This is a genomic window from Thermoflavimicrobium dichotomicum (genome assembly GCF_900114055.1).
Classification (GTDB): domain Bacteria; phylum Bacillota; class Bacilli; order Thermoactinomycetales; family Thermoactinomycetaceae; genus Thermoflavimicrobium; species Thermoflavimicrobium dichotomicum.
In genome coordinates this window covers 357,744-381,765 of record NZ_FORR01000002.1, presented here as the reverse complement: position 1 = coordinate 381,765, position 24,022 = coordinate 357,744, and the positions used below count along the sequence as shown (strand labels likewise).

The following is a 24,022-nucleotide window of genomic DNA, read 5'->3' as shown; positions in this document are numbered from 1 at the left end:
ATAAAATGATACTCATTGGGCGTTTGTTAGCATAAACGGTTTCAATTTAGAAGTAGTAAGAAAACACATAAGATGATAAAATATTCCTAAAGGGGATTCTTTGAAAAGAGAGAAAAGGGATAACCTGCCTGAAAAGGTGGGTTTTTATTTTTGTTTTTCTGTGGGATCAGAACCGAATGAAAGGATGGTGGTAAAGAGGAGTGGGTGAATGAATAGTTTTAGAATGAGTGGCATACATTAGGAAAATATTTTTTATCTATTATTATCCATTAGCAAAGCGTATAAGGCGGACATTCCACGATTCAAACCGTGGGCTTTCAGACAGCATTTGTAAATAGATAGAGAGTGAAAGAGTCCGAAGAGAGGAGAATCAAGATGAAAATAGTGGGGATTATTCCGGCAAGATATCGGTCTACACGGTTTCCCGGAAAGCCAATCGCCAATATTTCTGGTAAGCCAATGATCTGGTGGGTATATCAAAATGCGATCAAAGTGCCAGATTTTGATTCTGTTTATATTGCAACGGATGATCAAAGAATCGAAGAAGTATGCAGACGTTTTCGGATGAATGTCGTGATGACTTCAGAAAAACATCCTACAGGTACAGACCGGGTTTGTGAAGCAGCGGAACGTATTGATGCAGATCTGTATGTCAATATACAAGGGGATGAACCGTTAGTTTCGGCAGAGGAAATTCAAGAAGCCATTAAGCCTTTTTTTCATCATCCTCATCTTTCTGTTACCAATTTAATGACGAAGATAAAAAATGAGTCGGAACTTTTGAGATCAACGGTTGTAAAAGTGGTTGTGAATGATAAGAAAGAAGCAATCTATTATTCGCGCTCTCCGATTCCATATCCTAAAGGAAACTGTCAACCGATTTATTTTAAGCAACTGGGGATTTATGCCTTTTCGCCTGCAGCTATTCACTTTTTTAGTCAAACTCCACAAGGTCCTGTTGAAAAAAGTGAAGAAATTGAACTGATGCGGTTTATTGAACATCGATGGTCAGTACAAATGGTGGAAGTAGAAAGTGATTCGATGTCAGTAGATACTCCCCATGATTTGGTAAAAGTGAATGAAATCATGGCCAAAGGTTATGTTTTGAAGTAGTGGACGTAATGGACTCACCTGCTGTTTCATCAGCAGGTGAGTGATTTGTCTACAAACGAGTTCCAGCCCCTGTCAAATACTCCATATACCTTACCATTGTATCAATTCCGACTTGAATCGCTCCTTCATTGGGCTCAATTTTGGGATGGTGGAGGCCGTAGGGAGTTTCAACGCCAAGCCAAAACATCCAGCCGGGGATTTCCTGCAGGAAATAGCCGAAATCTTCTCCGGTCATCGCTTCACGACATTCGACCAGTTGATATTCTGTCTGGCTTCGAACCCAATTCATAAAATCCAGGGTAAGCTTTTCATCGTTGTCTACCTGACAATAGTTGGCGCCCCAATCGATTGTAGCCTGACAGTCAAAACCTTGTTCGATTCCGTGGACAATCGCCTTGATCCGGGATTTGATCCTGTCCATCGAGTCCAAAGAAAGGGTACGGATGGTTCCTTCAAGGCGAGCATGCCCCGCAATAATATTTTGTTTGGTGCCTACATCCATTTTACCAATGGTGATAATCGCTGAGTCGAGTGGATCAATATTGCGTGAGATAATGCTTTGTAGCTGCAGGACGAGCTCCGATGCGGCAATCGCCATGTCATTGGCCAGGTGAGGTCTGGCAGCATGACCGCTAATGCCTGCCAAGTCAATAAATAATTCGGAGGTATTGGCGAATAAAATGCCTGGCCGTGTGGCAATGGTACCAACAGGATATTCGGGTGCGATGTGTAAAGCGCAGATCATGTCTGGCTTCCAGGCTTGAAATTCTTTACTTTTTAGCATCGGAAGCGCTCCACCAGGTCCTTCTTCTGCCGGTTCAAAGACAAAGAGAAGATCATCTGCGATCGGATGATGAACAAAGTAGGTTAATATACCCAAAGCGATGGCCATATGCATGTCATGGCCACACGCATGCATATAGCCTTCATGTTTGGAACGGAAGGAATAAGTTGTTTCTTCCTGGATGGGTAAACCATCCATGTCGGTACGATAACCTATACATTTGCTTGGCCTGCTTCCAAGAATTTTGACTAAAATACCCGTTTTCCAGGTTTGAATTTGCAAACGCTTTGAGGGTAAAGTGGCTAGATAAGAAAGAATGGTTTGTTGTGTTTTGTATTCAGCAAAACCAGGTTCTGGAATTTGATGCAACTCGCGTCTGAGCTGAATAAAAGGCTCAATAGCCAATGACGACATTCATTTCCCCTCCTTTACTGAGAGATGATCGGTAATATAGTTTTCGAGGGTCTTAATAAAAAATTGAATGTCTTCATCATTGAGTGTGAGAGGTGGCAATAAACGTATGACCGTTTTTGCCGTCACATTGACCAGAATACCTTGTTTTAACAGGTTTAATTGGAGTTGCTTCACTTCCTCAGCGCTTAGATGAGTGCGAATTCCCAGCATCATGCCTTTGCCATCGATATATGCAAAGACTTGTGGATATTTCTCTTGCAGGGCCTGTAACTGGCTCCATAGTTTCTCAGCAGCTTGGCGACCGCGTTCCAGCTGTCCTTCTTCCAATAAGACGTCGAGTACCGCATTTCCCAAAGCTGCGCTTAGAGGAGAAGGGGCAAATGTGGTTCCGTGGTCACCAGGTTGGAACACATCTGCCAGATTTGGACCGGCAATGATTCCACCAAGTGGGAGACCGCCACCAATTCCTTTGGCAAAGAGGATCAGGTCTGGTTGGAAGTTAAAGTGCTGGTAAGCAAACAGTTTTCCTGTACGTCCGATACCGGTTTGGATTTCGTCTACAGCGAAAATCATTTGATGTTCATCACAAATGCGACGGATTGCGGTTAAAAACTCTTCGGTAAGTGTGATTACGCCTCCGGCTCCCAAAACAGGTTCGACAAGAACGGCAGCAGGTTGATGTCTTTGGCAAACTTCTTCCAAGTCATCGATATCATTTGCTTTGATTTCATAGATTGGAAACGAGAGGGTTGGGAAATCTTGATAAACACTGGGCTGACGGGTTAAGCGCAATGCACCCAAGGTACGGCCATGGAAGCTATTTTTCAGTACGACGATGCCGCTTTTTCCGTTTTGCTCTCGCGTCGTCCATCTATCAATCAATTTGATGGCAGCTTCGGTTGCTTCAGCTCCTGAGTTGGAGAAGAATACTTTTCCACCGGACAAGGTGTGTTCAACCAGTCGTTTGGCCAATTGGATCGCTGGCGGGTTTAAAAAGAGATTGGAAATGTGCAAAAAGCGATGACTTTGTTCTTCTAGTGCTTTCATGATTCGTGGATGTAAATGTCCGAGTGTATTGACAGCGAGTCCCGTAAATAAATCCAAATATTTATTTCCTTCTGTGTCATATAAATAGTTGCCTTCAGCACGATCAATCGCAATGGGCAAGCGTTTGACTGTTGACATGATATAGGTTTGATCCAATATTTGCCACTGAGTCATCCATCTTCCTCCTTATATAAAAAGAAAGCCCCGTAGGGCTATCATATTGGTGATACCAACAGACCAGAAAACCTCTTAGGGCTATTCCAACATTACAGTTGGCGAAGCTCTTGTTTGATTTCTGTTTTGGAGCGAGTTTTCTCATCGATTTGTTTAATGATCCGTGCCGGAGTACCAGCCACTACTACATTTGGAGGCACGTCTTCAATCACAACAGCACCTGCGGCAACTACAGAACCTTTACCAACACGAACTCCTTCAAGGATGACAGCATTGGCACCAATGACGACATCATCTTCAATGATAACCGGAGTAGCGGATGGAGGCTCAATGACGCCAGCAATTACTGCACCCGCACCGATATGACAATTTTTGCCGATGGTTCCGCGTCCACCAATAACTGCATTCATGTCAACCATGGTTCCGTCACCAATAACGGCACCAATATTGATAACGGCTCCCATCATGATCACCGCATTTTTTCCGATTTCGACATTTTCACGGATAATGGCACCAGGTTCGATCCGTGCATGAATGTTTTTCATGTCAAGGAGAGGAATCGCAGAATTCCGACGGTCATTTTCAATAACCATATCTTCAATTTTTTCTTTATTTGCTTCCAAAACGGGTTGGATTACTTTCCAGTCTCCAAAGATAACGCCTGCATTCCCAGAGATAAAGGTTTGGATTTCAGGCGCAAATTTGATCTCATCAAGCTTTCCTTTGATATGTACTTTCACAGGGGTTTTCTTTTCGCTTTTTTGTATAAATTCAATAATTTGATTTGCATCCATCAACTTCATGGTGGTTCATCCTTTCCCTCGTCTTCCTGTTCAAAGTATATCACAATCAGTATCAGAATCAAAAGAGATCAATTGGGATAACAAAAAACCCAGCGTTTTTTTACTGTTTCCCGCTGGGCCTTACATGTTTTTATATCAGAGGTGGATGAAAAAAAGATAGGCTAACCGAGTATAAGTCACGAAGCCCTCAAGAGGTGTACTTTAAGGTTAAATCAACTTTGACTGGAGTATTGTCTCCTTTAAGTTCAAACATCTTTCTCATACAATTCTGAAACTCCACTTCGTTTTGTCCATCGTAGCAACGTGCCAGTTTGAACCACAATTGATATTCTTTTTCTTTATACCCATGTTTTTGTGTAAGTTCAATCGCTTTACGGTAAAACTGAGTAGCCTCAGATGTATTTCCCGTCGAATGGCACAAGTCACCGGTAAGCTGGAGATTGAAGATCAAGCGTTGATGATCTTGGAACTGCTCGGCATACTGAATCGCTTTAAGCAGATGGTTATACGCTTTTTCCTTGCGATTGAGCTGGATATAGAGAACGGCAAGACTGGTATAAGCGATACTGTTCATATCACAGGCTGGAAAATGTTCTTCCAACTTAAGAGCAGTGATCAGTGATGTTTCAGCAAGCTCCCATTTCTTTTCATGTGTGTAGATATTCCCAAGCAATGTCCAAAGTGAAAACATGGCAGAGTACATTTTGTTTCTTCTGGCAATCTCGATCCCTTCGTAAGCGTAATGAATGGCTTCTTCAATCAGTCCGGACTGGAAGGAAAACTCGGCACGCAGCCAATAGAGCTGGAGCAATGAGAAAATATCATCAGCAGCGGAAATGGAGTCCCAGATTTCTTCAACGAGGCGCATCCCTTCTACATAACGGCCTAGCCGGTGGAGAAACATTCCCTTGTTGGCATAAAGTCGAATACGGATATATTGCAGCTTGCCATCTTTGACGAAAGCTTTGATCCCATTGTTGGTATACTCGAGTGCTTGTTCAATATGGTTTTGGTAGAAGTGGCAAAGGCCGAGCAAAAGATAGGTTGCTGCTTCGATATTGCTTTCTTTGTAGGAGGAATGGTGTTGAGCGCTTCTCAGTGCATTGTAGAAAGCTCTTTCGGCTTGCTTCCATTTTTTCTTTGATAGATAACACGAACCTTTGTAGTAGTAATAGTGAGCGATATAAGGATGGTTTTCATCGAGATTCAGTTGTTCGAGTTTGTCCAGCGCTTCTTCCAGATGGCCGATTTGTTGCAAAGTTGAAATGGTTAAGAAATCAAATTGGACTTTTTTTAGATCTTCTTGCTCTTTTACTAACATTTCGGGGAGTTTGTGTTTGGGAAGATCCAGTTTTTCCAGAAGATAAGATACTTTTTCTGGACTGACGTGAGCTATGCCCCGTTCGATATTGCTCACTGTTGCAGGGGAAATGTTTTCATCAGCCAGGTCTTCTAGCCGCAAACCACGTTGTTTGCGCACTTTGCGAATAACTTCGCCAATTTCATGTAGAGCCAATGATTTCATTTTTTTCACCTCTACTTATTTTCAGTATATTAATATATTAAACTGTAGAAAAAAACTCGGACAACTAGTACTGCTTTTTTTAAATAAAATATTCGAAAAGATAGTTAGATTTTTTTGAGATTTTGAGGTTAGGAAACGAAATGCTGGAAATACATGAATAGTAGTATTTTGAAGAAATGAGAAGGAGGAAGACATGATGATTCGTTTTTTACTGGAGTGGAAGAATCGTTTAATTCAGGATCGGGTGATGGATCTGGCAGCACAGTTAGCTTACTATTTTTTGCTGTCATTGTTTCCGTTTTTATTCCTGTCTTTTAGTGTACTCGGTTACTTGCCTTTTTCGAGTGAACATGTGTTGGAATTGGTTCGACCTTATGCACCTCCCAGTACATATGAATTGATCCGATCCAATCTGGTTCATATTTTAGATCAACAGAATGGGAAAGCACTGTGGTTGAGTATTTTGGCCTCGTTGTATTTGGCATCGTTAGCTTTTCAATCGATGATTCGTGCTTTGAATCGAGCATATCGGGTAAAAGTAACCAGACCTTTTTGGGCAGATATGGTATTGGGATATTTCTTGATGTTTGGATTATTTATTGCATTAGTGATTTCGCTGATTCTCCCCATTTTTGGCAAGATCATTGGTGAAGCCCTCTTTTTGATTCTGGGATTAACACCTACTTTTTTTAAGATATGGAATTTGATTCGCTGGTTGCTCAGCAGTTTGGTTCTTGGGTTCGTCTTTTTGTGTTTATATATTTTTGCACCCAATACTAAAGTTTCCATATATCAAGCTTTACCTGGTACTTTGTTGGCTACGGTTGGTTGGCAGATTATTTCTTACGGCTTTTCCTATTATGTTTCCATCAATGATTACTCGCAATTGTATGGGAACTTGGGTGGGATCATGATTTTGGTTGGTTGGTTTTATTTTTCTGCACTGATCGTTATTGTGGGTGGTCAATTGAATGCCATTTTATGTCAATGGAGGAAAAATTAGTTTGATATATGTTTTCTCCAGCAAAAGTTTAGAAACCTTCTTAGACAGATTCTTCGTTTTTAAAATTTTTAATTTTTGCCAGCTGTATATATGTTAATCTATAAAGGTAACACAATAGGAGTGAGGTGATTAAATGCCAAAATCCAAGCCGTTTATTTTTGGGTACGGTGTGATAGTTGTTTTGCTGATTATTTATCTCGGTAGTAAAGTGAGTTTTATTTTTCAACCGATTGTGGTATTGGTACAAACGCTGTTTTTTCCTTTCTTGCTTTCCGGGATCCTCTATTACTTGTTTCGACCCATTGTGGAGCTGTTGGAATCATGGGGAGTCCCTAGAGTTCTGTCGATTTTGCTGATTTATGTTGCCTTTATCAGTTTATTTGTGATGCTTGGTTTTTTATTGGGACCCATTTTAAGCGATCAGTTTAAAAATCTGGTGGATAATTTCCCAGCGATCATGAACAAGGTGCAAAAACGTTTGATTGAATTGCAGAAGCATCCCTGGATTAGCCCGTACATACAATGGAATGATATTTCTTCCCAGGCGGTCAATTATTTAAAAAATAGCATTACTGACATTGGAAGAAACATTGCCCAGTTTATTGGGATTATTATGAATATCATTGTGGTTTTTGTAACCGTTCCTTTTATTTTGTACTACATGTTGAAAGAAGGAGAAAAAGCGCCCAAGTATTTTCTTCGTATTCTCCCAGCCCAGGAACGGGAGCATGGAATGAAAATTCTACGGGATATGGATTTGGCATTAAGTTCGTATATTAAAGGTCAGGTATTGGTCAGTTTATTTGTAGGATTGGTTGTGTACATTGGCTATTTGATCATTGATTTGGATTATGCGCTGATTTTGGCACTAGGGGCTGTATTCACCAACGTCATTCCCTTTGTGGGACCATTGATTGGGACCATACCTGCATTGATGGTTGCATGGATTCACAGTCCGATGATGGTGATCAAAGTACTGATTGTTGCTGTAATTGCCCAGCAATTGGAAGGGAATGTTGTATCCCCTCTTGTAATGGGAAGAACATTAAATATTCATCCGCTCACGATTATATTGATATTGCTTGTTGCTGGCGGACTAGGAGGATTTCTTGGATTGTTATTGGCGGTTCCGACATATGCAGTCGTAAAAGTGGTTGTTAGCCATGTCTATCGGTTGATCCAGTTGCGAAAGGTACAACAAAATAGAGGAACGCTTTTCTTTGATTGATAAGAATTGGAGACAAGCCCTGGCCACAAAGGTTGGGGCTATTGGATCTATTGTCCGTATGTTTATTCTGATAATTATATCAATTGTTATATTAAATAGGTTATATTTATAATATATCATATTTTGGAGATTAAATGTGGATATATTCTGTTTTTCTTCAATTTTTTTATAGAAAAATGAATATCTAGTATGGCTAAAAGATGGATCTGGCTTTTTACCGATGAGTCGAATTTAAAAAATATGACTTTTTACAAAAATGCAGAAATCAATAAAAAGCCCCTATCACCTCCAATGTGATACGGGCTAATCATTTCAGCGTCAGCACTGGCACTCTGAAATGCGTCCAAATAGGCGTTGACCAAGATTAGCCGTTAAGTATAGGAAGCCGGGTAGAATTGTTTCACCTGCTCGGTATATTTTTTGTTTTACAGAGAAACAATATGCAAAATCATAAGCGAACGCATATTCGTTTAATTATGTCGTTAAAACAGTGTATTTGTCTGATTGACAACAAATAGCTTCCGGGAATATTCTAACCTTGAAGGCTAAGGGAGGTCATTGGCGATGGCCAATATTTTAGACGTTGCGAAGTATTTCTTGGTTAAAGTGGATCGTGATGCAGGTGATGAAATCACTCACCTCAAACTGCAAAAATTATGTTATTATGCTCAGGCTTGGCATTTGGCAATCGAAGGAGTCCCACTGTGCGACACTGAATTTCAAGCGTGGGTTCATGGACCTGTAAGTCCACATCTTTGGGATCAATATCGAGACTACAAATACCACCCCATTGATCCACCAAAAGATTTTGACCCAAATGTGCTGACAGAAGAAGAGAGAAGTTTTCTGGATGAGGTTTGGGATGTTTATGGGAAATATACGGCAAAATATTTGGAAAATTTAACTCATGTAGAAGAACCATGGTTGGAAGCGAGGAAAGGTTATCCGCCTAATGTTCACTGTACCAGGCCAATTAGTGAAGAAACGATGAAACGGTATTACAGGAGCTTGATGGACAATGGGGAAGCGAATTAAGCTAGGTAAAAAGAAAAAAGATAAAATCCGTGGCCATGTGATTAATATTCCTGAGGTAAAAGGGGGTACAGATGGAGAGTACCCCGTTTTCTCGTTTACAAGTTGCGATGAAAATCGGCATTGCTTATGGGATTTGGAACATAAAGAGCTGAAAGAATTAATGTCATTTTTTAAGAAAATGGGGAGTATGAGCTGGATTGATGTTAAACAATACAGAAGTTTCCGATGGGAAACATATGATCAATCAGAAATTAAAAACTTACCAAAGGATATTCCTCCTGATGCAAAAATTATTCACCTCAAACCATCACCTAAATTTGTCATTTTTGGTTACAGAATAGGTCAAGTATTTTATATCGTTTGGTTTGACAGAAATCATAAAGTACATAATATGAGCTGAATCCGGATCTAAGCCGAGTTGGGATTATTTTTGAATCTCAGCTCCTTTTTATTGACTGAGGCAGGTGCCAGAGGTGTCTCAAATAAAGGAGCCGCTCAAAGATCGACTCCTTTATTTTGTGAGTGATATAGATAGTAAATCCATGTTATTTTCGTCTCATAAGTTTGTTTGTGAATTTTACATTTATTGGTTATGAAATAGCTTCCAGAGATTTTTGGTCATTCCCGGTTTTGTTATTACGGTTGGTTTTGTCATGTATTCCAAGAATAAGTTGATAAAAATGTACATCAATCCAGCGATCAAATTTAAAACCGATTTCCCTGAATGAACCAACTCGTTGAAATCCAAATTTTTCATGCAATTTCATGCTGACTACATTTCCATCGGCGATGCTGGAGACAATCGCATGAAACTTTTTCTGTTTGGCTCTTTCGATGATTTCTTGCATTAATTGTTTACCAATGCCTTGTCCTTTGCATTCAGGATCTACATAAATAGAAAGCTCAGCTGTCGAGTTGTAAGCGGGCTTGCTTCGAAATTGGGATAAGCTTGAAAAGCCAACTACTTTTCCTTCCAGTTCAGCAACAATAAATGGATAGCGTCCCTCATTTTTCACGAACCATTGTTTTCGTTGCTCGAGCGTTTGAGGTTCAAGATCAAATGTAGCTGTGGTATGAATGACAGCATGATTATAGATATCAATAATTGCTTGCAAATCGGTTTCGTGGGTATCACGTAATATCAGCATGCAGATCATCCTTTTGTGATGTGCTAACAGTATATTTTTACTGAAAAGAAATGAAGAAATCAATAAAGATTCTATTAAATTACTATTGATTCATCATCCAAGTTTACCCATGTTTTTAAAGTCGAGCTTGTTCACAAAGTCCTTGTATTGTGCAAAATAACACAAAAGTCGAATAATTATGGCGAACTTCCGTTTAGAAGCAAGTCAAAGCACTCTGTTTTCGTTTTATTGCTCTGGATCACGACACCGCTGATTCCTTCTTAAAAATCAAGAATATTATTTCTTTTTATGTACGATGATGCATCATCACGAGATATCAGGAGAATAAGTGTGATTACGGACAATTTTCTTTGATATCGACCTATATTCTATTTTTAGAAAAAAGTATTGTTATATAACAGATACTGTGTTAATATAGTAATCAAAAGAGATAACTGTTATATAATAGTGGTGAGAGGCGGTTGAGATATGCCAGAGATAGAAGAGAAAAATGCAGGAATAAAGATTTTGGGTAAGAGAACACCTGCTTTTGATGAAATTCTGACTCCGGAAGCACTGGCTTTTGTTGCCAAGTTGGCGAAAAAATTTACTGCCACGCGAGATCGATTGTTGTATAACAGGAAGAAGCGACAAAAAGAGATCGATGCAGGAAAGTTACCAGATTTTCTACCTGAAACCAAAGAGATTCGTGAAGGAGATTGGACCATTGCTCCTCTACCGGCCGATCTCCAAGATCGTCGGGTAGAGATCACAGGACCGGCCAGTGACAGAAAAATGGTCATCAATGCTTTAAACTCTGGGGCAAAAATGTTTATGGCTGACTTTGAAGATGCCAACTCGCCCACTTGGGAGAATACGATACAAGGTCAAATCAATCTTCGCGATGCGATTCGCCGGACGATTGAATATGTCAATCCAAATGGAAAGAAATATCGCTTAAAAGATCAAGTAGCCACGTTAATTGTACGGCCACGGGGTTGGCATTTGGATGAAAAGCATGTGTTGGTAGATAAGAAACCAGTACCAGGTGGACTATTTGATTTTGGACTTTACTTCTTTCACAATGCACACAAATTAATCGAAATGGGAACAGGACCCTATTTTTACCTACCCAAAATCGAAAGTCATCTGGAAGCAAGACTATGGAATGATGTGTTTGTATTTGCACAAGAAGAGCTGGGCATTCCACGGGGAACCATTAAAGCAACTGTGTTGATTGAAACCATTTTGGCGGCATTTGAAATGGATGAGATTTTATACGAACTTCGTGAGCATTCCGCTGGTTTAAATTGTGGTCGTTGGGACTATATTTTCAGCTACTTGAAAAAATTGCGAAATCATAAGGAGTTTATTTTGCCAGATCGGGCCCAAGTAACAATGACGGTACCATTTATGCGAGCATATACACTCTTGGCGATCAAAACGTGTCATAAACGCAATGCTCCTTGTATTGGCGGGATGGCTGCTCAAATTCCTGTGAAGAACAATCCAGAAGCGAATGAAGAAGCGTTGGTCAAAGTGCGTACAGATAAAGAGCGGGAAGCGATGGATGGACATGATGGAACATGGGTAGCGCATCCAGGTCTTGTACCTGTAGCGATGGAAGTATTTGACCGGATTATGCCTACGCCTAACCAAATTGATAAAAAACGGGATGATGTACAAGTTACTCAAGCTGATTTGTTGCAAGTACCAGAAGGAGAGATTACCGAAGCCGGTTTGCGCACAAATATCCGTGTCGGCATCCAATATATCGAAGCATGGTTACGGGGATATGGAGCCGTTGCCATCAATAACTTGATGGAAGATGCAGCTACAGCGGAAATTTCACGTGCTCAAGTATGGCAGTGGATCCGTCATCCGAAAGGCATTTTAAATGACGGACGGAAAGTGACACGCGAACTGTTTATGCAACTGTTAAAAGAAGAAATGAAAGTGATCCGTCTGCATGTGGGTGAACAGCAATTTCAGGAAGGTAAATATGAGCAAGCCAAACAGCTCTTTATCAATTTGACTTTGAGTGATGAGTTTGAAGAGTTTTTGACGATTTCAGGTTATCGACATTTAATCCAATTTGAATCTTAAGGAAAGGGAGATCAGAAATGACTCAATTTAAAGAAGAAGTGTTGGCGCTTGAAAAGGATTGGAAAGAAAATCCGCGTTGGAAAGGAATTACCCGTCCCTATTCGGCTGAAGATGTAATCCGCTTGAGAGGTTCCATCAAAATTGAGTATACATTGGCCCAAAAAGGTGCAGAGCGCTTGTGGGACTTGCTCCATACAGAGCCCTTTGTAAGAGCTTTAGGTGCGCTCACAGGTAACCAGGCGGTTCAACAAGTGAAAGCAGGATTGAAGGCCATTTACCTGAGTGGTTGGCAAGTAGCGGCAGATGCTAACCTGGCAGGACATATGTATCCAGACCAAAGCTTGTATCCAGCCAATAGCGTGCCGCATGTTGTGAAGCGAATTAACCAGGCACTTCAACGGGCTGATCAAATTGAGCATGCCGAAGGAAAAAGTGAACGCTACTGGTTTGCGCCGATTGTGGCTGATGCAGAAGCCGGTTTTGGTGGCCCTCTCAATGTATTCGAATTGATGAAAGCAATGATTGAAGCAGGAGCAGCTGGGGTTCACTTTGAAGATCAGCTTGCTTCCGAAAAGAAATGCGGACATCTTGGAGGAAAAGTCTTGATCCCGACATCAAATGCGGTTCGTAACTTGGTGGCTGCACGGTTAGCAGCAGATGTGATGGGGGTACCAACGATTTTAATTGCACGCACAGATGCCAATGCAGCTGAATTGTTAACAAGCGATATTGATCCTGCGGATCATCAATTCCTGACCGGAGAGCGTACACCAGAAGGTTTCTTCCGCGTAAGAAGCGGTTTGGATCAAGCCATTGCCAGAGGTCTGGCTTATGCTCCATATGCAGACCTCATCTGGTGTGAGACCTCAGAACCCAACTTGGAGGAAGCACGTCGTTTTGCTGAGGCAATCCATGAGAAATTCCCGGGTAAATTACTTGCCTATAACTGCTCCCCATCCTTCAACTGGAAGAAGAAGCTGGATGATGAAACGATTGCGAAGTTCCAGGATGAGTTGGGCAAAATGGGATATAAGTTCCAGTTCATCACCTTGGCTGGTTTCCATACGCTCAACTACAGCATGTTCAAGTTGGCGAAAAAATATAATGAAACGGGCATGACAGCATACTCTGAACTGCAGCAAGCTGAATTTGCCGAAGAAGTGAATGGCTATACAGCTACTCGTCATCAACGTGAAGTAGGTACTGGTTATTTCGATGAAGTATCGATGGTGATTTCTGGAGGTAAATCATCTACAACAGCCTTGGCTGGTTCGACGGAAGCGGAACAGTTTACGACGGCTTAATGTTGGACAAGTGAGCGGTTGATTCAATGTGTGGCGGTTGAAATAAAACACCCCATCTTTGGTTACTGACATTGGCTCAGTAACCGCTTTTTTTGGCTTCTCAAATGAAAAGTGCCAGACGAAACAAATGACTGAATGTTCAAAAGCGAAGGGATGGGTTCCTGATGGAGTGACTGTGATGGTACAGAAATCGTCACGGAGGAAGGAACCCATCCCGAAGCGGGAAGAAATGTATCTATATTATTATTAGGATATAGCCCCATATGTTTTACCTCTATCTTTTTATAGAGGAAGTTGGGTAGAAAGTGATAGGAAATCTCTTATAAGTGTATTTCTACAAGGTCATTATTCTTCCATTTCCTGTTTAATCTTTGCATAAATTTCTTTGATCAGGTTTTGTTTTTGATCCCAAAGTTTTTGGGATAAGTCGACAGGATATTCTTCTGGATTGAGAATGCGTAAGTATTCTTCCCAGAATAAAGAAAGCTGTGATTGATGGTAAGCTTTAATCTCTTGCAATGTAGGAAGTGAGTAAACTCTTTGACCTCCAACAAAAATGGGCTGTAGCAAAGGTATAACTGTGAAATTCTTCACTTTCTTCTTTTTAAAGGTTTGTTCTGGATGAAAGAGGAGGAGTGGCTTCTTGGGATTAATCTTTTCATTAGCCAAAGTAATTAAATCTGCACGTGCTTTTCCTGTTTTCTTGTCAATGATCCGGTAGACCGCTTTAAGGCCGGGAGTGGTGATTTTGGCTGGATTGGATGATATTTTTAGTGTTGGAACCCATTGATTCTCTTCATAACGGGCAACCATTTTATAGACAGCACCTAAAGCTGGATGATCGTAAGCTGTGATCAGCTTGGTTCCAACGCCCCAAGCGTCGATTTTGGCTCCTTGTGTTTTTAAATGCAAGATGGTATGTTCATCCAAGTCACTGGAGGCGACAATTTTGGTGTCAGTGAGTCCCGCATGATCCAGCATCTGCCGTGCCTGCTTGGATAAATAAGCGAGATCGCCGCTGTCCAATCGGATTCCAGCCAATGTTTTCCCTTGCCTTTTCATCTCCAGGCCTACTTGGATGGCATGGGGAATGCCGCTGCGCAGGGTGTCATACGTATCGACAAGTAAAACCGTTTGATCTGGGAATGCTGAGGCATAGGCGCGAAAAGCATCCACTTCATGCTCAAAGTCTTGTACCCAGGCATGAGCATGTGTCCCACTGATCGGAATCCCGAATAATTTGCCTGCCAACATATTGGATGTAGCATTAAATCCACCGATGTACGCTGCACGAGCACCCCAAACGGCTGCATCTTTTTCCTGTGCTCTTCGTGATCCAAACTCCAAAAGAAGATCATCTCCCACAACATGACGAACACGTGCAGCTTTGGTCGCCACTAGGGTTTGATAGCCGATGAAGTTTAACAGGGCCGTCTCGATCAGGTGTAATTCCATGATATTTCCTTGAATATGTAAAAGCGGCTCTTCTGGAAAGACAATACTCCCCTCTGGCATGGCCCATACATCGCCCGTAAAGCGAAAAGAACGTAATAAATCTAAAAATTCGGGTTCATAACCTTCGTCAAGCGACTGGATATACTCGATATCTTCTTCGGTAAAGCGTAAATTCTCCAGATACTGAATCGCTCGCTCCAATCCTGCGAATACGGCATAACCATTTCCAAAAGGAAGAGAACGAAAATATAAGTCAAATGCCCGACGTTTGAGATGACTTCCATTTTTCCAGTGGGCATACATCATCGTGATTTGATATTTATCTGTATGTAAAGCAGAAACAGGTGGTTGCATATTGACACCTCTTGTTCGTTTTTTAACCGATTCCTATAGAATTTCATATATGATCGGGGTCACTTGGCCGGATTGTATATAATAGGCACAAAGTTTCAATTCTTTTTCTTTGAAAGAAAGAATCCAGCAACTTTTCTCTTGATAACACCACTGATTCAGGTCACGGATTGAAGGATAGGCTTCCGTGAGCGGATGGGAATGAACAATGCCTATCCAATCGAGTCGGTGGTCACGGAGCTTTTTGATTATTTCAAGATAAGCACGTGGATCAAATTCAAAAGAACACGGACAAGCGTTCGTATTGGTGATCGGGAAAAAATGGGTGATCCGTTGAGCCTGTCCAGCCAATATGCCGTAACCTTGAAAAGGAAGTTGGCTATGGCAATAGTTCTCAATGTCTTTGATGACATGCGAGTCAATGGAAAAATAGGATAAGGGCATAATTTGGTCCACCTTACCAGGTTTAACCCGTTAATCTTAGACAATTTCTATTTTATAACTCTTGTTGTAAAAAAGTCTACGAAGTTTTCTTCCGATGATGACCAATCCCTTCCATAAAATATGCTAAAATAATATAGAAGCAGCTTTGTAGGAGAGGCGGATGGTGAATGAATCGAATCCTTGTAGGTGTGTGCGGCTGGGGAGACCATGATTTATATCCGCCAGGTACACCTTCTAGGGATAAGCTCGCAATCTATGCAGGACATTTTCCTGTTGTAGAACTTGACAGCACCTATCATGCGATTGCTCCTCCTGAGCGTATGGAGCGTTGGGTTCATGAAACTCCTGATTCATTTCGGTTTGTCGTAAAAGCATATCGGGAGTTGACTGGACATGGGCGATTGGAACGGGCACCGGTTCGCTCATGGCAAGAAATCGTTCATGATATGAAAACTTCACTTCAACCGATGAAGCGAAGCGGCAAATTGTCTATGGTTTTGTTTCAGTTTCCTCCCTGGTATGACTGTTCGGCTCGGCATGTAAGATACATCCGCAAGGTTCGTGAGGCATTTCGTGACTTTCCGGTTGCGATCGAATTTCGTAATCAGAGCTGGTTTACCCCTCACTACCAGGAAAAAACGCTCCACTTCCTGGAACAAGAGCAATTGATTCATGTTGTTTGCGATGAACCACAAGCTGGACAAGGTTCTGTTCCGATCGTGCCAGCAGTGACCCATCCAGATACTGTACTCGTGCGTTTTCATGGTCGAAACGTAGATGGCTGGAACAATACAGGTCGTCCGGATTGGCGAGATGTCAGGTATGCTTATCGGTATTCTGAAGAGGAACTCGATGAGTGGGTTCCGCGAATTCGAGAGTTGCAAAAGAAAGCCAATCAGATCATTCTCTTGTTTAACAACAACTCACAGGGAGATGCTGTAGATAGTGCCAAAATGATGATTCGAAAACTGGGCCTGAATTTTGAGGGCTTGGCTCCAAGGCAGTTGGAGATATTATAGTGAATCGAAAAAGAATAGGAAGATCGCCATGTCATGGATTTGGTTATTGTTGGTACTAGTCGGTTTTATTGCCGGGACGGTTGGAAGTCTTGTGGGACTCGGTGGAGGAATTGTGATTGTTCCCTCATTGCTTGTCATTGCACAGCTTTATCCTGAATTTTCCAATATTACTCCGGCCGTTGCCGTAGGTACTTCACTGCTTTTGGTGATTCTTACTTCCCTATCATCCACACTCTTTTTTGCCAAGCAGAAAAGAGTGGACTTTCAAAGTGGATGGTTATTTTTTATCGGTTCAGGACCTGGAGCGATGGTAGGCGCTTATTTGACCCGTTATTTTCAATCTGATTACTTTTTTATTGCTTTTGGACTGTTTATGATTTTTATTTCGATTCTTATCTCTTTAAAAGACCGCTTACCACAAAAGAAAGTGCGATGGGATGTCTTTCGCACGTTTGAAGATGGTTCAGGAAACAAATATGAGTATGGTTACCATCGCCTGACTGTCGTTATTCTCTCCTTTTTCGTTGGAATCATTTCCGGATTGTTTGGTATTGGTGGTGGATCACTTTTAGTTCCCATCATGATCATGCTTTTCTGTTTTCCACCCCATGTAGCTACGGCAACATCCATGTTTATCATTTTGCTGTCTTCGAGTCTCGGAACTGTCACCAATATCATCCAGGGAAACATCCACTGGCTGTCTGCATTACTATTGGCTCCTGGTGCATGGATGGGCGGGAAAGCAGGTGCCTGGATTTCATCCAAATTAAGTGGTCGAGGTTTGTTAATCGCCTTGCGTCTGGCATTGGTTTTGGTAGCCATTCGTATGATAATGAAAGGTTCGCATTTAGCATGAGTCAGGAGGGTCACTGTGGGTCAGGTTAAACGCTTGTATATCCTGCATACCAATGATTTGCACAGTCATCTGGATCAAACACCTCAAATTTATTCATTGGTTCAGCGCTTGCGGCAAGAATGGTCCAACCAGGGAGTAGAAGGACTGTTAGTTGATATCGGTGATCACATGGATCGGGCCCGTATGGAAACAGAAGGAACGGATGGACTCGTCAATGGAGCGATTTTGGAAGCCACCCAATATGATGCGATTACGCTTGGGAACAATGAGCTACTGACTTTTTCAAAAGAAGAATTGCGCCTGACTTACAAAGATGCTTCTTTTATTGTTATTAGCAGTAATGTAGTGGATCAAGAGACCGATCAACAGCCGGATTGGTTAAAACCATGGAAAGTATTTATGGTAAATGGCCTTCGGGTTGGTGTAACGGCAGTAACAGTCCCTTACCCGTCCGTGTATGAGCTGATGGGTTGGAAAGTGCAAGATCCTTTGCATTGTTTACAGCAAGTGGTTCAAAAGTTACGATCATCTGTTGATGTATTCATTGTTTTGTCTCACTTGGGATATCAACGAGATCGGGAAATGGCGGAAGTGATCCCTGGAATTGATTTGATTATTGGAGCTCATACCCATCATTTGTTGGAAGAAGCAGAGCAAGTGGGAACAACCTGGATTGTCGCTGCCGGAAAATTTGGTGAATATGTAGGAAAAGTCATACTGGAATGGGATGTAGAGCAAAGCAAACTGCAAAAGGTGACAGGATGTTGTTTGTCTGTTGCACATGAAAAAAAAGCGAACGAAATCACTCACTTACTGTCTGAGTATCGAGAGCAAGCCAAAACGAAACTGGCTGAACCGATTGCCTATATGGAGAAGCCGCTGCAGATCGACTGGCAGGGGGAGTCACCCTTTGGAAATTTACTGGCTGATAGCTTGCGTAGTTGGGTAGGAGCAGAGGCTGCTTTGGTAAACAGCGGACAGCTTTTGGATCATCTTCCAGCGGGCAAGATAACGAAAGGGCAAGTACATGCTCTATGTCCACATCCGATTAATCCGGTGCTACTTCAGATCACGGGGAAAGAGATTCGACAAACACTCGAAGAATCACTGTTGGATGAATTTAGAGAAAGACAAATTCGTGGGTTGGGTTTTCGGGGAAAAGTGTTGGGGTCGATGTGTGTGTCAGGCTTAACGGTCATGTATGATCCTGCACGTCCAGCATACCAACGGATTTGTTCGATTCGATTGGGTGATCATTTATTGGCTGATAACGATGAGGTGCAAGTTGCCACGATCGATATGTTTACTTTTGGTTCAGGGTATTTGGCGCTGAAAAAGGGCAAACTGCTCAAATATTACCTTCCAGAGTTTTTGCGTGACTTGATCGTGGCACAATTGCGGCAACCTCATGCCATAGAGGAATGTCAGAAGAAAAGATGGATTGAAGTTTAATTATTTTTTGGGAATAAGATGCTGGATCCGTTCCAACATATATAAGAAAGGAATTCCCAAGAGATAACACACGCCAAATTGCCCCAGACCAACATACAGCATCGCCCACGGGATCGATACGCCGATGTTTCCAATGGTGCCAAGAACACTTCCGATAATGACGGCATTGACTAGGACAGGTGGTAAAGGTGCCAAAAGACGATGTGGCATTTTGGAAGTAAGCCATGCGGCAATGAGAGTGGCCAAACTTCCAAAAACAATGTCGTATATGCCAAATGGACTGGACAAATTGGCGATGATCGTTCCGACCAACAGCCCAGGGATAGCCAGACGGGTAATAAATGGAAGTACAGTTAAAATTTCTGAGATGCGAAATTGGATATAATCGTAGGATAATGGAGCAAAAGTATAGGTTAAAACCACATAAGCAGCTGCGATGAGGGAGATGATTGCTATTTTTCTTGCGGTCATCGATGATTCCTCCCTTTGTATTCAGTATGTTATGGAGACCTTTACTTGATTCATAATAGTGTTTATGGACAGGAATGTACATAGTTCAAATCGATTCAGTTCCGTTTGTTCCACAAAAATACGATCGATCGGTTCCTTGGGAAGAGAAAGGAACGAATGCCTAAGTGGAATGTAAGAACATACTCAATGACCCATAGGGGTTTGAAAGTGGACAAACTTTTTATCAGGAAGAACAATGACTGCTTGGAATAGGAGGAACATCATGAGATTTTTGGACCAAGTGTACTCTTTATATCGTGATCAGTTGACAGATGATGAAGAAGATGCAGTAGCGATTGTTTTAAGTATTTTAGAAGATCAGTCCCGTGAGCATATTATGAAACTGATTGAAGAGATGAGCGATGATGAGGTAGTACAAATGATGGGCGTTTATCTTGTAGAGATGTTAAAGATGAAAATGATTCAGGATGGAAAGCTCCCGCCTCGCAAGTCATCCATTATCCATTAACTTTTGTTCCTCTCCTGCATAGAGTGTATATATAGGCGAGAGAGGAGAGATCTGATTTGATTCAAGTGAAGCCGATGGAAATAAACGGTCAGCAGGTACTTGGTGTTGAAGTTCAGTTACCCAAAACCAATTTGCTGGCGATTGCGACAGATAAAGGATATATTATGTGTGGTGCTTTAGATGTCGCTTTACTTAATGAACGTTTAGCTGATCGACGGATTATTGCCGGACGGGCGGTAGGGGTGCGGAGCCTGGAGGAATTACTGGCAGCTCCACTCGAATCAGTGACGCATGAAGCTGAAACGTTGGGGATTACCAAAGGCATGACAGGAAAAGAGGCATTACAAAAAATGATGTAACAAAAACAACCTTCACTGGGATTTTAGTCCAGCGAAGGTTGTTTTATCTTGAGATGGGATAATACCCGATTCATGTCTTCAGGTAAGGGTGAAGTGAAAGTATGGATTTTTCCGGTGAGTGGATGGGTAAAGGATAGCTTGGCAGAATGCAGCGCTTGGCGGCTTATGAGTGTACAATCTCCTCCATATAGCGGATCACCGATTAATGGAAATCCCAAGTGAGCGAAGTGAACGCGAATTTGATGGGTACGTCCTGTTTCCAGGCGGACAGTAATCAATGATCCGTGCTCGTTTTGTTCAATAACTTGATAGTGTGTAATGGCTGGACTCCCATTCGGTGATACCATGCGTTTGGTCGGATGGTCAGGATCCTTTCCAATGGGCTCTTGGATTGTTCCTTTTTCCTTGGGTAACGGCTTTCCAAGCAAAGCCAGGTAGATGCGCTCGATTTGTTTTTGCCGAAGTTGGCGGTCTAACAGTTGGTGCATATAGGCGTTTTTGGCAATCAAGATCAGACCAGATGTATAACGGTCCAATCGATGAACAGGGCGCACAATCCCTTCAAATCCACGCTCTTTCCAAATAAAAGTGATGCCATGAGCGAGTGTATGCTCGTCTTCAGGGTGAACAGGATGAACGAGTACACCAGCAGGTTTGTCGACAACCATTAAGTCGGCATCTTCATAAACAATTTGTAAGGGAACAGGCCGAGGAGGAAGCTCTGCTTTTTCACGGGGGCGAATTGCTACCTGTAAGCGGTCCCCTTTTTTCACTTGCTTTTTTAGCCAAGGTGTCCGTCCGTTTAAACGAATCCCTTTCATGCGTGTTAAACGATTAATCATCCGATTCGAGATTTGGAGAGGTTGTTTTAAAATCGTTTCAACTGTTTGCCCTTCCCATTCTTTGGTGACACGAAAAGAAATCCATTTGCTGGGTTGTCCTTGGTGGTTCATAGATACTGTCACCTTTCTTGCGAGTTATTTATTATTAACTTAACTAAACAGAGTCGTGATTGTAAATAGAAGGGATCACTAGCAGAACAAGTCAAATAATTTTGCTTTTTGTGGTATCATTACCTTTGAAAGTTCTTTTGTGAAAAAGGGTACAGATCTTTTTGCTGACATTGGATAGGAGTAAGAATACTGCTCGGATAGGAAGGATTTTTATATGTTTCGTTGGATCGCCCAAATAACTACCCGTCATCCCTGGAAAATAGTGATCGGGTGGATGATTCTTCTTGCCGGATTGTCTTATTTTGCACTCCAATTATCTTCTGTACTTGCTGCGGGAGGATTTAAAGATCCAGATAGTGAATCGATTGAAGCGCAACAGCTATTAGAAAAGCATTTCCCAGACCGATATCCTCATACCTTGATTGTGCTGGTAGAGAGCAAAAAGTACCAAGTACAAGATGAAAGATTTCGCCGTGTAATAAAACGCCTGACCAATACGATTGCAAAACATGATATTGTGCGCAAAGTGGAGACATATGATGGACACAACCAGGTTCTCATTTCGAAAGACAAAAAGAAGACTTTTATCAAAGTGGGAATGAGCGGGACTGAGTCAGAGGCGAATGAGTTTGTACCCAAAATCAACCAGGAACTTCGCCAATTGCATGATGAAGAGATGAAAGAGTTTTCTTGGTGGTTGACAGGCGGACCGGCACTTGCCTATGGTCTAACCGTTGCCTCCAAAGAAGAGGTTACACAGGCGGAAATGATTGCGATTCCGGCTTTGTTAATCATTTTGTTGCTTGTCTTGCGTTCGGTTGTAGCCACATTGATTCCTCTCGTAATGAGTGTGTTTGCCTTGGGCACTACCATGGCCATTTGTTACTTTATTGCAGAGAAAGTGACTTTAAATGTGTTGTTAACCAATTCTGTGTCGATGATTGGCTTAGGGGTGATTGTTGATTATTGCTTATTTATTGTGAGTCGTTTTCGACAGGAATTGGAACAAAATCATGATGTCATACAAGCAGTCCAAATTGCAGTCATGACAGCAGGACGAGCTGTATTTTTTTCAGGTCTTACAGTAGCTGTCAGCTTGTCTTCCTTGTTTATTCCCAATATTATGGTACTTACTTCGATGGCGATTGGCGGTGTGACCGTCGTTATTATCTCCGTTTTGATTGCCATGACTTTACTCCCGGCTATCCTTGCTCTGTTGGGAAGGAAAGTCAATCTAGGTCTTCTTCCGTTTTATCGAAAGAAAAAAGGAAAGTCCCGTTGGCTTGCTTTTTCTTATGCATTGATGAGGCGACCCGTTTTGTTCCTGATCCCAACGTTATGCCTTCTCCTTTTACTCGCTTGGCCGGTACGGAACATTCATATGCAAGTACCTGTCGCCTCTTCTTCGTTGCTACCGCCAGATGATCCGATACGAACAGGATTTGAATTGTTACTGGAAGAATTTGGACAAGGGGAAGTTTTTCCGGTTGAAGTGGTGTTGAAAGCGAAACAGGGGGATTTCTTCGACGAAAAAAATTTACGCGAAGTTGAACAGCTAACAAAGCGTATTGAAAAGTTACCCCATGTAGAGGAAGTAACGAGCTTGACCAATTGGAAGAAAGATTGGAGTATCAAAGAATATCAACAGGCATACAAACATTGGGTGGATCTTCCAGAAGAGATAAAACAATCCTTGGAAAAACTCATCAATCCCTATCAAGGAAAACAAGTGAGTTTCATGATGGTAGCACCAAAAACAGGTCCTGACCATGTCAAATCCCATCAGTTGGTTGAAGACATTCGCCAGATCGTTGATTCCTCTTCATTTCAAACCATAGATGTTTATGTAGGTGGTCTAACAGCCATTGGCTACGATTTTGATCAGCAAATTTTGGATAGCCTGCCTTATGTGATTGGATCCGTGATGCTCATCAGTTTTGTTATCCTGGTTCTTACGTTTCGTTCCTTACTGATTCCTGTAAAGGCTTTGTTGCTCAATTCTTTGGTTATGCTAGCCAGTTTGGGTGCATTGGTTTATTTCTTTGTGGGTAGTGAGACGGAGACCATTAATTCAGTCACCCCGATCGTCCTGTTTGCGGTGTTATTTGGACTTAGTATGGATTACGAAGTGTTGATCATTAGTCGAATCCGTGAGCTATATGATGAAGGAAAATCCAATGAAGAAAGTGTTGCACAAGGAATCGCTGAAACTGCAGTGCTTGTAAATGGAGCTGCACTTATTATGATTGCTGTTTTTGTAGCCTTTGCGTTTGCTGATATTTCAGTAGTGGCTGAGCTGGGATTCGGTTTGGCTGTATCTATTTTTTTGGATGCGACTCTGGTCCGTTCCATTCTCGTTCCTGTTACCATGCGATTGTTTGGAAAAATCAACTGGTGGCTTCCATTTGTCAAACAGCAGACAAAAGTCCATGATCAAGTCGTATGGGTTCGAAGTACGAAAAAAAAATGAGCACCTGTGAAGGGAGTTGAC

22 protein-coding genes are annotated in these 24,022 nt (G+C 41.8%); 13 read left to right on the top strand and 9 right to left on the bottom strand.

Annotated elements, in window-relative coordinates:
• Positions 1-375: 375 nt before the first annotated feature.
• Entirely contained in the window at positions 376-1,113 is a 738-nt protein-coding gene (locus tag BMZ78_RS04260; RefSeq protein ID WP_093228242.1) for a 3-deoxy-manno-octulosonate cytidylyltransferase, read from the top strand.
• A 49-nt stretch (positions 1,114-1,162) separates the two neighbouring features.
• Here the strand turns inward: BMZ78_RS04260 and BMZ78_RS04255 are convergent, their stop codons facing one another.
• From BMZ78_RS04255 to BMZ78_RS04240, 4 genes are all read right to left on the bottom strand, one after another.
• Positions 1,163-2,311 (bottom strand): N-acetyldiaminopimelate deacetylase, encoded by a 1,149-nt coding sequence (locus tag BMZ78_RS04255; RefSeq protein WP_093228241.1) that lies wholly within the window; start codon positions 2,309-2,311, stop codon positions 1,163-1,165.
• Positions 2,312-3,532: an aspartate aminotransferase family protein gene (locus BMZ78_RS04250; RefSeq protein WP_093228239.1), complete on the bottom strand. Its 1,221-nt coding sequence runs from the start codon at positions 3,530-3,532 to the stop codon at positions 2,312-2,314.
• A 92-nt stretch (positions 3,533-3,624) separates the two neighbouring features.
• Positions 3,625-4,335, bottom strand: coding sequence for a 2,3,4,5-tetrahydropyridine-2,6-dicarboxylate N-acetyltransferase (dapD, locus tag BMZ78_RS04245; RefSeq protein WP_093228238.1), 711 nt, complete (start codon positions 4,333-4,335; stop codon positions 3,625-3,627).
• Positions 4,336-4,522: 187 nt separating this feature from the next.
• Entirely contained in the window at positions 4,523-5,860 is a 1,338-nt protein-coding gene (locus BMZ78_RS04240; RefSeq protein ID WP_093228236.1) for a helix-turn-helix domain-containing protein, read from the bottom strand.
• Positions 5,861-6,053: 193 nt separating this feature from the next.
• Between BMZ78_RS04240 and BMZ78_RS04235 the strand changes: the two genes are divergently transcribed.
• The 4 genes from BMZ78_RS04235 to BMZ78_RS04220 all read left to right on the top strand — a co-directional run bounded on the left by BMZ78_RS04235 (position 6,054) and on the right by BMZ78_RS04220 (position 9,526).
• Entirely contained in the window at positions 6,054-6,863 is an 810-nt protein-coding gene (locus BMZ78_RS04235) for a YihY/virulence factor BrkB family protein (RefSeq protein WP_093228234.1), read from the top strand.
• 133 nt (positions 6,864-6,996) lie between these two features.
• Positions 6,997-8,091: an AI-2E family transporter gene (locus tag BMZ78_RS04230; protein ID WP_093228233.1), complete on the top strand. Its 1,095-nt coding sequence runs from the start codon at positions 6,997-6,999 to the stop codon at positions 8,089-8,091.
• Positions 8,092-8,655: 564 nt separating this feature from the next.
• Entirely contained in the window at positions 8,656-9,126 is a 471-nt protein-coding gene (locus BMZ78_RS04225; protein WP_093228231.1) for a Panacea domain-containing protein, read from the top strand.
• Complete coding sequence (locus BMZ78_RS04220) at positions 9,110-9,526, top strand: MAG6450 family protein (RefSeq protein ID WP_093228230.1); 417 nt, start codon at positions 9,110-9,112, stop codon at positions 9,524-9,526. Before BMZ78_RS04225 ends, BMZ78_RS04220 begins: the two co-directional genes overlap by 17 nt.
• A gap of 190 nt (positions 9,527-9,716) precedes the next feature.
• On the opposite strand, the gene BMZ78_RS04215 is transcribed toward BMZ78_RS04220, so the two are convergent.
• Positions 9,717-10,274 carry a GNAT family N-acetyltransferase gene (locus BMZ78_RS04215; RefSeq protein WP_093228228.1) on the bottom strand — a complete coding sequence of 186 codons (558 nt, stop codon included), beginning with the start codon at positions 10,272-10,274 and terminating at the stop codon, positions 9,717-9,719.
• 468 nt (positions 10,275-10,742) lie between these two features.
• On the opposite strand from BMZ78_RS04215, the gene aceB reads away from it, so the two are divergent.
• Together aceB and aceA are read left to right on the top strand one after the other, a co-directional pair.
• A complete protein-coding gene (gene aceB / locus BMZ78_RS04210; protein WP_093228227.1) occupies positions 10,743-12,359 on the top strand; it encodes a malate synthase A in 1,617 nt (538 codons plus the stop codon).
• A 17-nt stretch (positions 12,360-12,376) separates the two neighbouring features.
• The gene (aceA, locus tag BMZ78_RS04205) at positions 12,377-13,663 is read left to right on the top strand and encodes an isocitrate lyase (RefSeq protein ID WP_093228225.1); all 1,287 of its coding nucleotides are present in this window, start codon (positions 12,377-12,379) and stop codon (positions 13,661-13,663) included.
• Between the two features lie 345 nt (positions 13,664-14,008).
• On the opposite strand, the gene BMZ78_RS04200 is transcribed toward aceA, so the two are convergent.
• The gene (locus BMZ78_RS04200) at positions 14,009-15,472 is read right to left on the bottom strand and encodes a nicotinate phosphoribosyltransferase (RefSeq protein WP_093228224.1); all 1,464 of its coding nucleotides are present in this window, start codon (positions 15,470-15,472) and stop codon (positions 14,009-14,011) included.
• A 33-nt stretch (positions 15,473-15,505) separates the two neighbouring features.
• Positions 15,506-15,913 (bottom strand): M67 family metallopeptidase, encoded by a 408-nt coding sequence (locus BMZ78_RS04195; RefSeq protein WP_093228222.1) that lies wholly within the window; start codon positions 15,911-15,913, stop codon positions 15,506-15,508.
• Between the two features lie 167 nt (positions 15,914-16,080).
• Between BMZ78_RS04195 and BMZ78_RS04190 the strand changes: the two genes are divergently transcribed.
• Genes BMZ78_RS04190 through BMZ78_RS04180 form a run of 3 tightly spaced genes read left to right on the top strand, consistent with a single transcriptional unit; the run spans position 16,081 to position 19,240 of the window.
• The gene (locus tag BMZ78_RS04190; protein ID WP_093228221.1) at positions 16,081-16,932 is read left to right on the top strand and encodes a DUF72 domain-containing protein; all 852 of its coding nucleotides are present in this window, start codon (positions 16,081-16,083) and stop codon (positions 16,930-16,932) included.
• 28 nt (positions 16,933-16,960) lie between these two features.
• The gene (locus BMZ78_RS04185) at positions 16,961-17,788 is read left to right on the top strand and encodes a sulfite exporter TauE/SafE family protein (protein WP_093228219.1); all 828 of its coding nucleotides are present in this window, start codon (positions 16,961-16,963) and stop codon (positions 17,786-17,788) included.
• 15 nt (positions 17,789-17,803) lie between these two features.
• Entirely contained in the window at positions 17,804-19,240 is a 1,437-nt protein-coding gene (locus BMZ78_RS04180) for a bifunctional metallophosphatase/5'-nucleotidase (RefSeq protein ID WP_093228218.1), read from the top strand.
• On the opposite strand, the gene BMZ78_RS04175 is transcribed toward BMZ78_RS04180, so the two are convergent.
• Positions 19,241-19,711, bottom strand: a complete 471-nt coding sequence (locus tag BMZ78_RS04175; protein ID WP_093228216.1) for a QueT transporter family protein — start codon at positions 19,709-19,711, stop codon at positions 19,241-19,243.
• Positions 19,712-19,973: 262 nt separating this feature from the next.
• Here BMZ78_RS04175 and BMZ78_RS04170 point away from each other — a divergent pair, with 262 nt between their 5' ends.
• On the top strand, positions 19,974-20,219 hold the full coding sequence (locus BMZ78_RS04170) for a DUF6154 family protein (protein ID WP_093228215.1): 246 nt from the start codon (positions 19,974-19,976) through the stop codon (positions 20,217-20,219).
• A 56-nt stretch (positions 20,220-20,275) separates the two neighbouring features.
• The gene (locus tag BMZ78_RS04165; RefSeq protein ID WP_093228213.1) at positions 20,276-20,578 is read left to right on the top strand and encodes a YunC family protein; all 303 of its coding nucleotides are present in this window, start codon (positions 20,276-20,278) and stop codon (positions 20,576-20,578) included.
• Positions 20,579-20,601: 23 nt separating this feature from the next.
• Here the strand turns inward: BMZ78_RS04165 and BMZ78_RS04160 are convergent, their stop codons facing one another.
• Positions 20,602-21,531: an RluA family pseudouridine synthase gene (locus BMZ78_RS04160; protein ID WP_093228212.1), complete on the bottom strand. Its 930-nt coding sequence runs from the start codon at positions 21,529-21,531 to the stop codon at positions 20,602-20,604.
• A 214-nt stretch (positions 21,532-21,745) separates the two neighbouring features.
• Here BMZ78_RS04160 and BMZ78_RS04155 point away from each other — a divergent pair, with 214 nt between their 5' ends.
• On the top strand, positions 21,746-24,001 hold the full coding sequence (locus BMZ78_RS04155) for an MMPL family transporter (protein ID WP_093228210.1): 2,256 nt from the start codon (positions 21,746-21,748) through the stop codon (positions 23,999-24,001).
• The last annotated feature ends 21 nt before the right edge of the window (positions 24,002-24,022 follow it).

Excerpts from the sequence above, each read along its gene's own strand:
- dapD (WP_093228238.1), bottom strand. The coding sequence starts at position 4,335 with ATGAAGTTGATGGATGCAAATCAAATTATTGAATTTATACAAAAAAGC.
- BMZ78_RS04215 (WP_093228228.1), bottom strand. The coding sequence starts at position 10,274 with ATGCTGATATTACGTGATACCCACGAAACCGATTTGCAAGCAATTATT.
- BMZ78_RS04160 (WP_093228212.1), bottom strand. The coding sequence starts at position 21,531 with ATGAACCACCAAGGACAACCCAGCAAATGGATTTCTTTTCGTGTCACC.
- BMZ78_RS04230 (WP_093228233.1), top strand. The coding sequence starts at position 6,997 with ATGCCAAAATCCAAGCCGTTTATTTTTGGGTACGGTGTGATAGTTGTT.
- BMZ78_RS04175 (WP_093228216.1), bottom strand. The coding sequence starts at position 19,711 with ATGACCGCAAGAAAAATAGCAATCATCTCCCTCATCGCAGCTGCTTAT.
- BMZ78_RS04170 (WP_093228215.1), top strand. The coding sequence starts at position 19,974 with ATGAGATTTTTGGACCAAGTGTACTCTTTATATCGTGATCAGTTGACA.
- BMZ78_RS04255 (WP_093228241.1), bottom strand. The coding sequence starts at position 2,311 with ATGTCGTCATTGGCTATTGAGCCTTTTATTCAGCTCAGACGCGAGTTG.
- BMZ78_RS04250 (WP_093228239.1), bottom strand. The coding sequence starts at position 3,532 with ATGACTCAGTGGCAAATATTGGATCAAACCTATATCATGTCAACAGTC.
- BMZ78_RS04240 (WP_093228236.1), bottom strand. The coding sequence starts at position 5,860 with ATGAAATCATTGGCTCTACATGAAATTGGCGAAGTTATTCGCAAAGTG.
- aceB (WP_093228227.1), top strand. The coding sequence starts at position 10,743 with ATGCCAGAGATAGAAGAGAAAAATGCAGGAATAAAGATTTTGGGTAAG.
- aceA (WP_093228225.1), top strand. The coding sequence starts at position 12,377 with ATGACTCAATTTAAAGAAGAAGTGTTGGCGCTTGAAAAGGATTGGAAA.
- BMZ78_RS04195 (WP_093228222.1), bottom strand. The coding sequence starts at position 15,913 with ATGCCCTTATCCTATTTTTCCATTGACTCGCATGTCATCAAAGACATT.
- BMZ78_RS04200 (WP_093228224.1), bottom strand. The coding sequence starts at position 15,472 with ATGCAACCACCTGTTTCTGCTTTACATACAGATAAATATCAAATCACG.
- BMZ78_RS04220 (WP_093228230.1), top strand. The coding sequence starts at position 9,110 with ATGGGGAAGCGAATTAAGCTAGGTAAAAAGAAAAAAGATAAAATCCGT.
- BMZ78_RS04235 (WP_093228234.1), top strand. The coding sequence starts at position 6,054 with ATGATGATTCGTTTTTTACTGGAGTGGAAGAATCGTTTAATTCAGGAT.
- BMZ78_RS04155 (WP_093228210.1), top strand. The coding sequence starts at position 21,746 with ATGTTTCGTTGGATCGCCCAAATAACTACCCGTCATCCCTGGAAAATA.
- BMZ78_RS04185 (WP_093228219.1), top strand. The coding sequence starts at position 16,961 with ATGTCATGGATTTGGTTATTGTTGGTACTAGTCGGTTTTATTGCCGGG.
- BMZ78_RS04260 (WP_093228242.1), top strand. The coding sequence starts at position 376 with ATGAAAATAGTGGGGATTATTCCGGCAAGATATCGGTCTACACGGTTT.
- BMZ78_RS04190 (WP_093228221.1), top strand. The coding sequence starts at position 16,081 with ATGAATCGAATCCTTGTAGGTGTGTGCGGCTGGGGAGACCATGATTTA.
- BMZ78_RS04225 (WP_093228231.1), top strand. The coding sequence starts at position 8,656 with ATGGCCAATATTTTAGACGTTGCGAAGTATTTCTTGGTTAAAGTGGAT.